Raw genomic sequence first — 14906 nt, 5'->3', positions numbered from 1 at the left:
CGATGCTGACACAGCGTATCCATGGCATGGATATCGGTCAAGCGCCACCGCCCTTCTCGTTGCCCTTCTGCGCAATTTTCTCCCCCAGCCTGGCCCGCAGGGCGTTGAGTTTGGCTTTGGGGTCGACGCCCTCGGCGACTTCGTGCAGCTTCATCTCGCCGATGAAACGGCTGGGGATGCCGGCCACCCATTCGCGGCCGCGCTTGCGCCGCTTGAGGGTGGAGACGGCCAGCGTGCGGCGCGCGCGGGTGATGCCGACGTACATCAGGCGGCGCTCTTCTTCCAGGCGCTCGGGCGTCATCTCGTCGGCTTCGGAGCGGAAAGGCAGCAGCCCTTCGTTGACCCCGGCCAGCACCACGTGTGGCCACTCCAGCCCCTTGGCGGCGTGCAGGGTCGATAGCGTGACGACGTTCTGCTCCTCGCCGCGCTCGGCCAGCGAGAGGATCACGTTCACCGTCTGCGCCACTTCCAGCACGGTCTGGCGTGGGGATTCGGTGGTGGCGCCCCCTTCGGCGGAAATCTCGCCGCCGCAGCGTTTGGCGATCCAGTCGATGAAATCCAGCACATTGCCCCAGCGTGTGGTGGCCAGGCGCTCGTTTTCCTCGCTGTCGCGCAGGTGCTGCTCGTAGCCGATGGTTTTGAGCCAGTCCAGCAGCAGCACCTTGGCGTCTTCGGCGCCGCTGGTGTGGCGCGCGGCGTACTCCAGCTCGTTCACATAGCGGCCGAATTCGTGCAGGCCATCGATGGCGCGGGCGGGCAGGGCGGTGTGCAGGCTGTCGCGGAACAGGGCCTCGAACAGGCTGATTTTCCAGCGCCCGGCGAATTCGCCCAGCTTGCCCAGGCTCTGGTGGCCGATGCCGCGCTTGGGCGTGGTGACGGCGCGCAGAAAGGCCGGATCGTCGTCCGGGTTGACCAGCAGACGCAGCCAGCCGCACAGATCCTTGATCTCGGCGCGGTCGAAATAGCTCTGGCCGCCCGACACCTTGTAGGGAATCTGTGCCTTGCGCAGCGCCTGCTCCAGCGGCCGCGACTGGTGGTTGGCGCGGTAGAGCACCGCAAAATCCTTCCACTCGGAGGCGCCCGCGTGCTCGCCGCTGCCGCGCAGGGCCTGGATGCGGGCGACCAGGCGCTCGGCCTCGTGCTCGTCGTTGTCGGCCTCGGACAGCCGCACGGGCTCGCCCTCGCCGAATTCGCTCCAGAGCTTTTTCTCGAAGATTTTCGGGTTGAGCGCGATCACGTTGTTGGCCGCACGCAGGATGGCGCCGGTCGAGCGGTAGTTCTGCTCCAGCGGAATCACGCGCAGGCCGGGGAAATCGTCGGGCAGGCGGCGCAGGTTGTCGATGGTGGCGCCGCGCCAGCCGTAAATGCTCTGGTCGTCGTCGCCCACGGCGGTGAAGGGAATCACCCGCCCGTCCGGCCGCTGCACCAGCGCCTTGAGCAGGTCGTACTGCACGGCGTTGGTGTCCTGGTATTCGTCGACCAGCACATGGCCCAGCAGCGCCTGCCACTTGGCCTGGACCTCGGGCGTGCGCTGCAAAAGCGCCAGCGGCATGCCGATCAGGTCGTCAAAATCGACGGCCTGGTAGGCGGTCAGGCGCTCCTGGTAGAGCTGCATGATGCGCGCGGTCACGCGCTCTTCGTCGTTCTGGGCGGCGGCGGCGGCGCCTGCGGCGTCCAGCCCCTGGTTTTTCCACAGGCTGATCGCCCACTGCCACTGGCGCGCCTGCTTGGCGTCGGTGCTGCCGCCCGCGTCGCGCAGCACGGAGAGCACGTCATCGCTGTCCAGGATCGAGAATTTTTCCTTCAGCCCCAGGTGGTGGCCGTCCTCGCGCAGCAGGCGCACGCCTAGCGAGTGGAAGGTCGAGATCAGGATCTTGCCCGCCGCGCGTCCGCCCACGAGGCTTTTGACGCGTTCGCGCATCTCCTGCGCGGCCTTGTTGGTGAAGGTGATGGCGGCGATCTGGTCGGGGCGGTGGCCCTGGTTGAGCAGGTGGCCGATCTTGTGCGTGATCACGCCGGTCTTGCCCGAGCCCGCGCCCGCCAGCACCAGGCAGGGGCCGGACAAATGGTAAACCGCCTGCATCTGTGCAGGATTGAGCTGGACACTGGCCATGGATCAGTCGGGTTTCACGCGGGCATGATCCAGCGCTGGCGTGCGCCAAACACCGCATCCGGATAAGCCGAACGCCCCCGGCTGCCGTTGTAGCGGCCCAGGGCCATGAAGAGATCGCCGTTTTCGCGGTCGATGTAGTGGCGCAGGATGACGCAGCCAAAGCGCAGATTGGTCTGCATGCGGAACAGCAGGCTGACGTCGCCATTGCCGATCAGCCGCATCCAGAAGGGCATGACCTGCATGTAGCCGCGCGCGCCCACGCTGCTGACGGCGTATTTGCGAAAAGCGCTCTCGACCTGGATGAGGCCCAGCACCAGCGCGATCTCCAGCCCCGCGCGGCGCGATTCGTACCAGACGGTGGCCAGGAAATCCTGGCGGTCCAGATCGTCGTCCATGCGGCCCTGCAGGCGGGCGTTCATGGCGGCGAACCAGCGGCCGTATTGCGCCTGCATCTCGGGCGTGGGCAGCACGGGCACGGGCGGCGCGCCGTTGGACACGGCAGCCGACAGCGCGGTGCGCACGGCGTTGCCCAGTGGCTCTTCGGCCTGGCCCTTGCCGCCGTAGCCGTACTGCGCCTGCGCGCCCGCCGCCAGCGGCAGCAGGCCCGCGCCCAGCGACCAGCGCAGCGCACCGCCCAGCAGGCGGCGGCGGCTCAGAGGGTCCAGCGGCGTGTCGGTGGCGGCGGAAGGCAGATCGGTCAGCAGGCTCATGCCGCCGATTTTAGGTGGCTCAGGATGGCATCCAGCGCCGCATCGGCGCCGATTTTGACCGCCTCTTCATCGCTTCGGCCCTGCATTTCGAGCTGGCCTTCCTTCAGGCCACGGTCGGACAGCACCACGCGCAGCGGCACGCCGATCAGCTCCCAGTCGGCGAACATGGCGCCCGGGCGCTCGCCGCGATCGTCCAGGATCACGTCGACGCCCGCCTCCAGCAGCTGCTGGTAGAGCTGCTGCGCGGCCTGCGCAACGGGCTCGCTGCGGTCCATGCCGATGGGGCACAGCACCACGCTGAACGGCGCCATGGCCACCGGCCAGCGGATGCCGCGCGCGTCGTGGCGCTGCTCGATGCTGGCGCCCAGCAGGCGCGTCACGCCGATGCCGTAGCAGCCCATTTCCATCAGTGCGGGCTTGCCGGTCTCGTCCAGGAAGGTCGCGTTCATGGCCTTGGCGTACTTGGTGCCCAGGTAGAAGACGTGGCCGACCTCGATGCCGCGCTGGATGGCCAGCAGGCCTGCGCCATCCGGGCTGCGGTCGCCCTCGACCACGTTGCGGATGTCGGCGACCAGATCGGGCTCGGGCAGATCGCGGCCCCAGTTGACGCCGGTGTAGTGGGTGTCGACCTGGTTGCCGCCACAGACCCAGTCGCTCATCAGCGCGACGGTGCGGTCGGCGATGACGCGCAGGCCGGCCGGGCGTCCGCCCGCAAAGACGGGGCCCAGGTAGCCGGGCTGGCTGCCAAAAACCGCTTCGATTTCGCGCAGGTGGGCGAAGCGCCAGCCGTGCTCGAAGCCCGGCAGCTTGCCGACCTTGACCTCGTTCATGTCGTGATCGCCGCGCAGCAGAAGCAGCACGACCTGCGCCCGCGCGGGCGTGCCTGCGGCCTCGTCGGCAGGGATGTCGCAGGCCAGAACCAGCGATTTCAGCGTCTGCTGCAGCGGCAGTTTCAGGAAGGCGGCAACATCGGCGCAGGTGCTGGCGCCGGGCGTGGGGGTCAGCGCCAGGGCTTGCGTGGGCGCGGCGCGGGCGTCCAGCAGCGGCAGGGCTTCGGCCAGCTCGATGTTGGCGGCGTAATCCGACTGCGGGCAGTAGACCAGCGCGTCTTCGCCGGTGTCGGCGATGACCTGGAACTCGTGCGACAGATCGCCGCCGATGGCGCCGGTGTCGGCGCGCACGGCGCGGTAATCCAGTCCCAGACGGTTGAATATGGCGCAGTAGGCGTCATACATGCGCTGGTAACTGACGGCGGCGGCCTCGGGGCTGCGGTCGAAGGAGTAGGCGTCCTTCATGGTGAACTCGCGCCCACGCATGATGCCAAAGCGCGGGCGGCGCTCGTCGCGGAACTTGGTCTGGATGTGGTAGAAATTTTTCGGCAGCTGCTTGTAGCTGCGCAGCTCCTGGCGGGCGATGTCGGTGACGACTTCCTCGCTCGTGGGCTGGACGACGAACTCCTTGTCGTGGCGGTCGCGCACGCGCATCAGCTCGGGGCCCATGGTGTCGTAGCGGCGCGTTTCCTGCCACAGGTCGGCGGGCTGGATCACGGGCATCAGCATTTCGATGCCGCCTGCGCGGTTCATTTCTTCGCGGATGATGTTTTCCACCTTGCGGATCACCCGCAGCCCCATGGGCATATAGGTGTAGATGCCCGCCGCGAGGCGCTTGATCAGCCCGGCGCGCATCATCAGCCGGTGGCTGGTGATTTCCGCGTCAGCGGGCGCTTCCTTGAGGGTGGAGATGAAGAACTGGGATGCTTTCATGGGGTGGTGCGCCGGGCCGGTGATGCGATAATGGCCACAATTGAAAATTGGGGTTCGATTATGCTTGACCGTGACGGGTATCGGCCTAACGTCGGCATCATCCTGTTGAATGCGCACAACCAGGTCTTCTGGGGCAAGCGCTTGCGCACCCACTCCTGGCAGTTTCCCCAGGGCGGGATCAAGCAGGGTGAGACGCCGGAAGAGGCCATGTTCCGCGAACTGCACGAAGAAGTGGGCCTGACGCAGGCCCATGTGCAGATTCTGGCGCGTACGCGCGACTGGCTGCACTACAACGTGCCCGCCCACTTTGTGCGGCGCGAGGCGCGCGGCCATTACAAGGGCCAGAAGCAGATCTGGTTCCTGCTGCGCCTGACCGGCCGCGACAGCGACCTGGACCTGCGCGCCACCAGCCACCCCGAGTTCGACGCCTGGCGCTGGAGCGAGTACTGGGTGCCCATGGAAGCCGTGATCGAGTTCAAGCGCGGCGTCTACGTGGCAGCGCTGTCCGAGCTGGTCGGCCATCTTCCGCCCGACGCGGGCCGCGTGTCGACCGTGCCGCCGGAGGGCTACCAGCGCATGGGTCAGCCTCGGGCGGGACGTCCGCGCAGCGGCCCGCGCCCACCGCGCCGCGAAGGGCTGGATGCTCCGGCGACCGAAGCCGATCCCGGCGCCGCAACCCCCGACACCCGTCCCGGCTGAACCGTGTTGTGCAGTCGCCAGCACCCCCTTGTGCAGGTGCAGCAAAATCGGGCGTTTGGTGGTTTAATCCGCTGTCACTTTCATTTGGACACCTCTCATGGTCCCTCATCTGGTTACGTCACTGACTGGTCCCATCAACGAGCTGGAACAGCGCATTCTTGAATCCATGCCCGTCATCGAGCGCTGGTTCCGCCTCGAGTGGATGGAGCACACGCCGCCGTTTTACTGCTCGGTGGACGTGCGCAATGCGGGTTTCAAGATCGCGCCGGTGGACACCAACCTCTACCCGGGCGGCTTCAACAACCTGACGCCCGACATGCTGCCGCTGGCGGTGCAGGCGGCCATGGCCCTGATCGAGAAGATCTGCCCCGAGGCCAAGAACCTGCTGCTCATCCCCGAGAACCACACGCGTAACCACTTCTACCTGGCCAACGTCAAGCAGCTGATGACGATTTTCCACATGGCCGGGCTGAACGTGCGCCTGGGCAGCCTGGACCCCGCCGTCACGCAGCCGACCGACATCCAGCTGGCCGACGGCTCGGTGCTGACCACCGAGCCGCTGATCCGCGAGCGCGGCCGCATCAAGCTCAAGCACTTCGATCCGTGCACGATTCTACTCAATAACGACCTGTCGGCGGGCATTCCGGACATCCTGCGCGACCTGCACGAGCAGTATCTGCTGCCGCCGCTGCAGGCCGGCTGGGCGGTGCGCACCAAATCGCGCCACTTCCAAAGCTACGAGGAAGTCGCCAAGAAGTTCTCCAAAGTGCTGGGCATGGACCCCTGGCTGATCAATCCGCTGTTCGAGAACTGCCCCGCAGTCGATTTCGCCGAAGGCACGGGCCTGGAGTGCGTGCAGAACCACGTCGACAGCCTGCTGGGCCGCATCCGGCGCAAGTACAAAGAGTACGGCATCACCGAAAAGCCCTTTGTCATCGTCAAGGCCGACAACGGCACTTACGGCATGGGCATCATGACGGTGCGTGATGCCAAAGATCTGGACAGCCTGAACCGCCGCTCGCGCAACAAGATGAGCACGGTGAAAGACGGCCAGGCGCTCAGCCGCGTCATCATCCAGGAGGGCGTGCCGACCTCCGAGCGCATCGAGGATTCGGTGGCCGAGCCCGTCGTCTACATGATGGACCGCTACGTGGTCGGCGGTTTTTACCGCGTCCACGGCGAGCGCGGCATCGACGAGAACCTGAACTCCCCCGGCGCGCGCTTCGTGCCCATGGAGCTGGCGCGTCTGATGGGCCAGCCGCAGATTGGTCCCGCCGAGCCCAACCGCTTTTACATGTACGGCGTTCTGGGCCGCCTGGCGCTGCTGGCCGCTTCCTACGAGATGGAAGCCACCGACCCGCAGGCCGAGCAGTACGACTGACAGCCCGCTTGCCCGCGTCTCACGGTCCGCAGCGGACCTGAAAGCCATCATGCAGAAAAAAACCTCTCTGGCCGCCCTCACCCTGGCGGCTCTGGGCGTCGTTTATGGCGACATCGGCACCAGCCCGCTGTACGCCGTCAAGGAAGTCTTCCTGCTGGGCCACGTGCCCATCGACCACGACAGCATCATGGGCGTGCTGTCCCTGATGTTCTGGGCGCTGACGCTGGTGGTGTCGCTCAAATACGTGCTGCTGGTGCTGCGCGCCGACAACCACGGCGAAGGCGGCGTGATCGCGCTGCTGGCGCTGGCGCTGTCGGCGGTGGGGGACCGCGTTGGCCTGCGCGCCCGCGTGGCGCTGCTGGGGCTGTTCGGCACGGCGATTTTCTTTGGCGACGGGGTCATTACGCCGGCCATTTCGGTGCTGTCGGCGGTGGAAGGCCTGTCGCTGATCGCGCCCAGCATGGATCGTCTGGTGCTGCCGGTGTCGCTGGCGGTGCTCACGGCGCTGTTTGCCGTGCAGCGCCTTGGCACGGCGCGGGTCGGGCGCGCTTTCGGGCCGGTGACGCTGGTCTGGTTCGTGGCGATTGCGCTGGTGGCCCTGCCGCACATTGCGTCCAACCCGCATGTGCTGCTGGCGGTCAACCCCTGGTACGCGCTGCACTTTTTCGCGCAGCACGGCTTTGTCGCTTTTGTGGTGCTGGGTGCGGTGGTGCTGTGCGTGACGGGCGGCGAGGCGCTCTATGCCGACATGGGTCACTTTGGCGCCAAACCCATCCGCATCGCCTGGTACGGCCTGGTCATGCCCGCACTGCTGATCAACTATTTCGGCCAGGGCGCGCTGCTGCTGGCCAACCCCAAGGCGGCGGAAAATCCCTTCTACCTGATGGTGCCGCAGTGGGCGCTGTGGCCCATGGTCATCCTGGCGACCATGGCCACGGTGATTGCGTCGCAGGCGCTGATCTCGGCGCTGTTCTCGGTGGTTAAGCAGGCCATCCAGCTGGGCTATCTGCCGCGCATGCACATCCTGCACACCTCGGTGCGCGACACGGGCCAGATCTACGTCCCGGTGGTCAACTGGGGCCTGTATGCGGCGGTGGTCTTCGCGGTGCTGATGTTTGGCTCGTCGGGCAAGCTGGCGGCGGCTTACGGCATCGCGGTGACGGTGAACATGAGCATCACCACCATCCTGACTTTCTTCGTGATCCGCTACGCCTGGAAGCTCAACCCGGTGCTGTGCGTGGCCGCAACGGCTTTCTTCCTGGTCATTGACCTGGCCTTCCTGGGCGCCAACCTGCTCAAGGTGATCGACGGCGGCTGGTTCCCGCTGGTCATCGGCGCGGTCATGTTCATGCTGATCTCGACCTGGCAGCGCGGCCGCGCCCTGGTGCGCCAGCACCTGCGCGACGATGCGCTGAACCTGTCCGAGTTCCTGGACGGTGTCTTCTACAGCCCGCCTGCGCGCGTGCCGGGCACGGCGGTCTTTCTGACGCCCGACGTGGGCATGACGCCCAATGCGCTGCTGCACAACCTCAAGCACAACAAGGTGCTGCACGAGTACAACCTCTTTGTCACCGCCCGCACGCATGAAGTGCCGTGGATCGGGTTCCAGAAGCGCGTCGAGATCGAGCAGCTGGGCCACGACTGCTGGCAGGTCATCCTGAACTTCGGCTTCAAGAACGATCCGGACGTGCCCGAAGCGCTGTCGCAGCTGACTTCGCGCGGCGTGCCGCTGGACGAAATGGACACCAGCTACTTCCTGTCGCGCGATTCGGTCATGCCCACGGTGGGCTCGGGCATGTCGGCCTGGCGCGAGAAGCTCTTCGCCAGCATGCACCGCAACGCCGCCGATACGGCCGACTTCCTGGGCCTGCCGGCCAACCGGGTCGTTGAACTGGGTTCCAAGGTCGAGATATGACAGACAGCGCCGCACGCACCCCTGCGTCCATCCTTTTCGTGGCCGACGCGCCCGAATCCTTTGCCATTTACAAGGACAGCACCTACGTGATGATGCGCGAGGCGCAGCGCCGTGGCCTGCGCGTCTGGGTGGCGCTGGTCGACAGCCTGACCAGGACGGAGCAGACCGGCGTTCAGGCGCAGGTGCGCGAGCTGCTCCTGCACGATCTGCCGCTGCCTGTGGCGGCGGGCACGCATCCCGAATGGTTTGACGTGGCGGCGGGCGGCGACGCCCCGCTGTGGCAGCCCCTCAAGGACTTTGCCGCCGTGCTGATGCGCAAGGATCCGCCCTTCGATACGGCCTTTTTCTACGCCACCCACCTGCTGGCGCAGGCCGCGCGCGAAGGCGCCCGCGTGTTCAACCGCCCGGAGGCGCTGTTCGGACATCCGGAGAAGCTGTCCATTCTGGAGTTCCCGCAGTTCACGCCGCCCACGCTGGTCACGCGCGACGCGACGCAGATTCGCGCCTTCTGGCGCGAGCACGGCGACATCATCCTCAAGCCGCTGGACGGCATGGGCGGCGCGGGCATTTTCCGCGTGGCGCAGGACGGCATGAACCTGGGCAGCATCATCGAGATGCTGTCGCAGGACGGCGCGCAGACGATCATGGTGCAGCGCCGCCTGCCCGAGATCGACCAGGGCGACAAGCGCGTTCTGCTGATCGGCGGCGAGCCCGTGCCCTACGCGCTGGCGCGCATCCCGCAGAACGGCGAGGTGCGCGGCAACCTGGCGGCCGGGGGGCGCGGCGAGGCCCGCCCCCTGACGGACGACGACTGGCGCATCGCCCGCGCGCTGGGCCCGGTGCTGGCCGGGCGCGGCCTCTTCCTGGTGGGGCTGGACATCATCGGCAGCCACCTGACCGAGATCAACGTCACCAGTCCGACCTGCTTCCAGGAGATCACCTGGCAGACCGGCTGCGATGTCGCCCGCCTGTTCTGGGACGGGCTGGCGAAGCAGGGCGTGGGTGGCTGATGGGGGTGCGCCGGTAAAGAATTGCGCCGTAGGGAACCCGGGACGCCGTGAGGACTCGAAATCTTCACGGCGATTTTTATTTGGATTCAATCACTTGTATCAATGTGTTGCGTCGTCTGCACACATTTGAGGCCAATCCCGCCGGATTCCGGGGAAATCACCCGCCAAGTCTGGACGGGCCAGGGTAACTCCCTAGAATGACCACACTACCTCTCGTAAACCCTTAGATCAACAGGAATCCATCATGTCCAAATTCGTGAAACTGTCCGTTCTGGCCCTGAGCCTGGCCGCTGCTGGTACTGCCATGGCGCAAGCGCAGGACGGTCAATGGCGCGGCAGCGTCGGTGCCTCCGGTGCCATCACCCAGGGCAACAGCGAGTCGCGCAGCGTTGCCATCAGCGGCAACCTGAACCGCGCCACCGCCGTCGACCGCATCACCCTGAACGCGCTGATCAACCGCGCCCAGGGCACGGCCCGTGTGCTGAACGCCGATGGCACCCTGAGCTCCACCAGCCAGAACGTCGCCGCCAACAACGCCAGCCTGTTCGGCCAGTACGACTACAACATCACCTCCGACATCTACGGCTACGGCAATCTGGGCTTCCTGCGTGACGGCCAGCAGGACCTGAACCTGCGCACCTCGGTGGGCGCTGGTCTGGGCTACCACGTCATCAAGGCCCCGGACATGACGTTTGACGTCTACGGCGGTCTGGGCTACAGCGCGGACAAGTACGGCAGCAACAAGACTGTCAACGGCGAGACCGGCACCAGCTTCAGCCGCGCTTCCGTGGTGCTGGGCGAGGCCTCGACCCACGCCATCGGCCCGCAGCTGACCGCCTACCAGAGCGTCGAACTGCAGCCCGGCATCAGCGGCGACAAGGCCATGCTGATCAAGGCCACCGCAGGCGGCAGCGTCGCGCTGACCAACACCATCAGCGCCACCCTGGGCCTGACCAACAACTACAACAGCAAGCCCGCCCTGGGCAACAAGAAGAACGATCTGTCCATCCTGACGGGCGTGAACGTCAAGCTGGGCGCGAACTGATCGCCTGAGCGCTGACCTTGCCGACAGCCGGGCGATACAATCCCCGGCCCGATGATGGTTCAGCCAGCGGCTGCGTGGACGGGAGTCCCGCAGCCGCTTTTGTTTTATCCGCCGATTTTCCCGAAACGGACCGCGCCCATGGCACTGCTTTCCCTGACCCAGGCCTGCCTGGCCTACGGCCACGTGGCCCTGCTGGACCACGCCGACGTGTCGCTGGAGGCGGGCGAGCGCGTCGGCCTGATCGGGCGCAATGGCGCGGGCAAATCCTCGCTGCTCAAGGTCCTGGCCGGGCTGGAGCCGCTGGACGACGGCCTGATCCAGCGCCAGCAGAACCTGCGTCTGGTCTACGTCCCGCAGGAGCCGCGCTTTGACGCGGGCCTGTCCGTTTTCGAGGCCGTCTCGCAGGGCGTGCAGGCCGAGCGCGACGCCGTCGAGGCCTGGACCGCCCAGCATGAGCTGCCCCAGCCCGATGCCGCGCTGATCGAAGAGCTGGAAACCCGCATCACCGCGCTGGACGCCTGGAGCTGGTCGCGCCGCGTGGACGAAACCCTGGACCGGCTGGATCTGGACGGCACGCGCGTCGTCGCCGAGCTGTCCGGTGGCCAGAAAAAGCGTGTGGCGCTGGCGCAGGCGCTGGTCGCCCGGCCCGACGTGCTGCTGCTGGACGAGCCCACCAACCACCTCGACCTGTCGGCCATCGCCTGGCTGGAAGGCCTGCTCAACGGCTTTGCCGGGGCGCTGGTGCTCATCACCCACGACCGCGCGTTTCTGGACGCTGTTACCACGCGCATCGTCGAGCTGGATCGCGGCACGCTGCGCAGCTATCCCGGCCGCTACAGCGCCTACGAAGCCCGAAAGGCGCAGGAGATTCACGACGAGCAGCTCGCCAACGCCCGCTTCGACAAGCTGCTGGCGCAGGAAGAAGTCTGGATCCGCCAGGGCGTCGAAGCGCGCCGCACGCGCAGCCAGAGCCGCATCACCCGCCTGCAGGCGCTGCGCGAACAGCGCGAACAGCGCCGCGAGCGCGTCGGCCAGGTCCGCCTTCAGGTTGATGGCAGCCAGCGTTCGGGCAAACTGGTTGCCACGCTGGAGCAGGTCAGCAAGCGCTACGCCCACACCGAGGGTGAGCGCCAGATCGCGCACCAGCTGGACCTCACCGTGCTGCGCGGCGACCGCATCGGTCTCGTCGGCCCCAACGGCGCAGGCAAGACCACGCTGCTGCGCCTGATTCTGGGGCTGGAGCCGCCCGACAGCGGCACGGTGGCGCTGGGCACGCAGATTCAGGTCGCGTACTTCGACCAGATGCGCGCCCAGCTCGACGACAGCGCCACGCTGGCGCACACCATCAGCCCGGGCAGCGACTGGGTCGAAATCGGTGGCGCGCGCAAGCACGTGATGTCGTACTTGGGCGATTTCCTGTTCTCGCCCGCGCGCGCCAATGCGCCGGTCAGCACGCTGTCGGGTGGCGAGCGCAACCGCCTGCTGCTGGCGCGCCTCTTTGCCCGCCCGGCCAACGTGCTGGTGCTGGACGAGCCGACCAACGATCTGGACATCGAAACGCTGGAGCTGCTCGAAGAGCTGCTGCAGACCTATCCCGGGACCGTGTTTCTGGTCAGCCACGACCGGCGCTTTCTGGACAACGTCGTGACCAGCCTGCTGGTCTGGGAAGGCCCCGGGCAGTGGCGCGAATTCGAGGGCGGCATCACCGACTGGGCGGTGCAAAGCCAGCGCATGGCGCAGGCCCAGCGCAGCGCCGCGCAGGCCCAACCCGCAGCAGCGGCACCGCCTGAGCCCGTGGCTGCGCCAGTCAGCGCTCCGGCGGCGCCCGCGCGCGTCAAGCTCAGCTACAAAGAGCAGCGCGAACTGGACGCGCTGCCCGCGCACATCGAGGCCATGGAGTCCGAACTGGCCCGCCTGACCGCGCTGCTGGCCGACGGCTCGCTCTACCAGGGGCCGGGCGTGGCCGTTCCGGTCCAGGCGCTGGACGGACAGGCCCGCACGCTGACGGCGGCGGGCGAGGTCCAGGCCCATTTCGATCGCCTGGAAGAGGCTTTGATGGCCGCTCTGGAGCGCTGGGAGCAGCTCGATGCCCGAAAGCCCGGCGCCAGCTGAGCCTTTCTCGCCGCGCTTTCACAGTAATCGCTCCAGGTCTGTTGCCTGCAGACAACAGCGCGAAGCGTCTTTTGGAGGGCTGTCTACCCCGCATCTGCAGGTGAACGCCGCTGTGGCTAGAGCGGGCGCAGGGTGATGGAGGCAGTTGCTTTCACGCCAATGAAAAAGAAAGCCTTCAGATTTTGTGAACAGATGGCGCATTGACCGTGATAATGCGTCCAGAGAGATCAGGAGACAGTCAGTGTCTGCATGTCAGTGCGCTGTTCCGGATGTCTCTCCTGGCCGATGGGCCGGGGAGTCAGCGGAGACCGGCTAAGCCGGTTGGCGCATTTTGAGGTTATTTGAGGAGCTTTCCCCATGGGAAACAAGTTGTATGTGGGCAATCTGGCCTATAGCGTGCGCGACGAGTCGCTGCAAACTGCTTTCGGCCAATTCGGCGCTGTGGTCTCTGCCAAAGTGATGATGGACCGTGATTCGGGTCGTTCCAAGGGCTTCGGCTTCGTGGAAATGGCCAGTGATGCCGAGGCGCAAAGCGCCATCGCCGGCATGAACGGTCAAAATCTGGAAGGCCGCCCTCTGGTGGTCAATGTCGCCCGCCCGCGCGAAGAGCGTCCGGCCGGTGGTCGTCCTTATGGCGGTGGCGGTGGCCAGCGCAACGGCTTTGGTGGCGGCGGCGGCTACGGCCAGCGCGACAGCTACTGAGTCGCGACCGGTCGAAAGGCCGGTTCAGACACAGCCCGCAGCCTGACTGCGGGACATCAAAATGGCCGACCTGTCGGCCATTTTTTTCGCCCGGATTCCTGTCGCGATTTCCCTTGCGCTTTTCGCCCGATTTTTACTCCCGCAAGCGGGTGGCCCTGCGGCACAATGCCTGCCTCAGTCACACGCCCCGACGGGAGCCCCCATGAGCGATACCCCCGAAACCACCCTGATGCAGCGGGCCCACGCGGGCCGTGAACGCGCATACGCGCCTTATTCGCGCTTCAAGGTTGGCGCCGCGCTGCTGGCGCGCGACGGTCAGGTGTTCGAAGGCTGCAACATCGAAAACGGCGCTTACCCGCTGTGCAACTGTGCCGAGCGCACGGCCATTTTCAGCGCCGTGGCCACCGGCCTGCGCCGGGGCGATTTCGCCGCGCTGGCCGTCATTGGCGATACGCCGCAGCCCATTTCGCCCTGCGGCGCCTGCCGCCAGGTGATGAGCGAATTCTTTGATCCCGACATGCCCGTCTGGCTGGGTAATCTGGGCGGGTTGCTGCAGCGCACCAGTGTGCGAGAATTACTTCCCGGCCATTTTGAAATGGCGCCGCCCGCCACAGACTGATCCGTCCCTGATGAACGACACCACCCACTTCGGCTTCGAGACCGTGCCCGCAGAGCACAAGGCGCGCCGCGTGCGGGGCGTGTTTGATTCCGTGGCTCAGCGCTACGACATCATGAACGACCTGATGTCCATGGGCCTGCACCGCATCTGGAAGGCGTACACCGTGCGCGTCGCCAATGTCCAGCTGGGCGACCGCGTGCTGGATATCGCAGGGGGCACGGGCGATCTGGCGCTGGCTTTTGCGCCGCTGGTGGGCGAGCACGGCATGGTCGTGCACACCGACATCAATGCGGCCATGCTGGGGCAGGGCCGCAACCGCCTGGTCAATCAGGGCGTGGTGCTGCCCACCGCGCTGTGCGACGCGCAGCATCTGCCTTTTCCAGACGAGAGCTTTGATCTGGTCACTGTGAGTTTTGGCCTGCGCAACATGACCGACAAGGATCAGGCGCTGCGCGAAATGACGCGCGTGCTGCGTCCCGGCGGCCGCCTGATGGTGCTGGAGTTCTCGCAGGTGGCGCAGCCGCTGCGCAAGCCCTACGACCTCTATTCCTTCCACATCCTGCCGCGCCTGGGGCGCTGGGTGGCCAACGACGAGGCCAGCTACCGCTATCTGGCCGAATCCATTCGCATGCACCCCGATCAGGCCACGCTCAAGGCCATGATGAAGCAGGCGGGCCTGGGCCACGTCGATTGCCACAACCTCAGCGCGGGCGTGGTCGCCCTGCACGTGGGCATCAAATGCTGACGCTGCCGCTGCTGTGCGCCGCTTTTGATTCGCCGCGATGGCGATGGCGGGCCTGATCGGGCTTGCAGGCCCGAATGCCACGATGGCGCGAC

Annotated in this window: 11 protein-coding genes and 1 pseudogene; 9 read left to right on the top strand and 3 right to left on the bottom strand. The window is 66.4% G+C overall.

What is annotated here, in order from left to right; genetic code table 11:
• Positions 1–37: 37 nt before the first annotated feature.
• Genes RV045_RS12585 through RV045_RS12575 form a run of 3 tightly spaced genes read right to left on the bottom strand, consistent with a single transcriptional unit; the run spans position 38 to position 4586 of the window.
• Entirely contained in the window at positions 38–2113 is a 2076-nt protein-coding gene (locus RV045_RS12585; RefSeq protein ID WP_423236139.1) for an ATP-dependent helicase, read from the bottom strand.
• Positions 2114–2127: 14 nt separating this feature from the next.
• Positions 2128–2823, bottom strand: coding sequence for a lytic transglycosylase domain-containing protein (locus RV045_RS12580; RefSeq protein ID WP_423236138.1), 696 nt, complete (start codon positions 2821–2823; stop codon positions 2128–2130).
• On the bottom strand, positions 2820–4586 hold the full coding sequence (locus RV045_RS12575; RefSeq protein ID WP_423236137.1) for a proline--tRNA ligase: 1767 nt from the start codon (positions 4584–4586) through the stop codon (positions 2820–2822). Before RV045_RS12575 ends, RV045_RS12580 begins: the two co-directional genes overlap by 4 nt.
• A gap of 60 nt (positions 4587–4646) precedes the next feature.
• On the opposite strand from RV045_RS12575, the gene RV045_RS12570 reads away from it, so the two are divergent.
• The 9 genes and pseudogenes from RV045_RS12570 to ubiE all read left to right on the top strand — a co-directional run bounded on the left by RV045_RS12570 (position 4647) and on the right by ubiE (position 14814).
• Positions 4647–5285 (top strand): RNA pyrophosphohydrolase, encoded by a 639-nt coding sequence (locus tag RV045_RS12570; RefSeq protein ID WP_423236136.1) that lies wholly within the window; start codon positions 4647–4649, stop codon positions 5283–5285.
• A 97-nt stretch (positions 5286–5382) separates the two neighbouring features.
• Positions 5383–6666, top strand: coding sequence for a glutamate--cysteine ligase (gene gshA, locus RV045_RS12565; RefSeq protein ID WP_423236135.1), 1284 nt, complete (start codon positions 5383–5385; stop codon positions 6664–6666).
• 46 nt (positions 6667–6712) lie between these two features.
• Positions 6713–8581 carry a potassium transporter Kup gene (locus tag RV045_RS12560; protein WP_423236152.1) on the top strand — a complete coding sequence of 623 codons (1869 nt, stop codon included), beginning with the start codon at positions 6713–6715 and terminating at the stop codon, positions 8579–8581.
• Positions 8578–9591, top strand: coding sequence for a glutathione synthase (gene gshB / locus RV045_RS12555; protein WP_423236134.1), 1014 nt, complete (start codon positions 8578–8580; stop codon positions 9589–9591). Before RV045_RS12560 ends, gshB begins: the two co-directional genes overlap by 4 nt.
• 244 nt (positions 9592–9835) lie before the next feature.
• Complete coding sequence (locus RV045_RS12550; RefSeq protein WP_423236133.1) at positions 9836–10636, top strand: DUF481 domain-containing protein; 801 nt, start codon at positions 9836–9838, stop codon at positions 10634–10636.
• Positions 10637–10774: 138 nt separating this feature from the next.
• Positions 10775–12748, top strand: a complete 1974-nt coding sequence (locus RV045_RS12545) for an ABC-F family ATP-binding cassette domain-containing protein (protein WP_423236132.1) — start codon at positions 10775–10777, stop codon at positions 12746–12748.
• A gap of 357 nt (positions 12749–13105) precedes the next feature.
• A pseudogene (locus tag RV045_RS12540) lies at positions 13106–13432 on the top strand (RNA recognition motif domain-containing protein); the annotation flags it as partial.
• 220 nt (positions 13433–13652) lie between these two features.
• On the top strand, positions 13653–14069 hold the full coding sequence (locus RV045_RS12535) for a cytidine deaminase (protein WP_423236131.1): 417 nt from the start codon (positions 13653–13655) through the stop codon (positions 14067–14069).
• 10 nt (positions 14070–14079) lie between these two features.
• On the top strand, positions 14080–14814 hold the full coding sequence (ubiE, locus tag RV045_RS12530) for a bifunctional demethylmenaquinone methyltransferase/2-methoxy-6-polyprenyl-1,4-benzoquinol methylase UbiE (RefSeq protein ID WP_423236130.1): 735 nt from the start codon (positions 14080–14082) through the stop codon (positions 14812–14814).
• Positions 14815–14906 lie beyond the last annotated feature (92 nt).

The sequence above is a fragment of the Amphibiibacter pelophylacis genome (genome assembly GCF_037688875.1).
In the GTDB taxonomy this organism is placed as follows: Bacteria; Pseudomonadota; Gammaproteobacteria; order Burkholderiales; family Burkholderiaceae_C; genus Amphibiibacter; species Amphibiibacter pelophylacis.
This window is presented reverse-complemented; position numbering and strand designations above follow the sequence as displayed.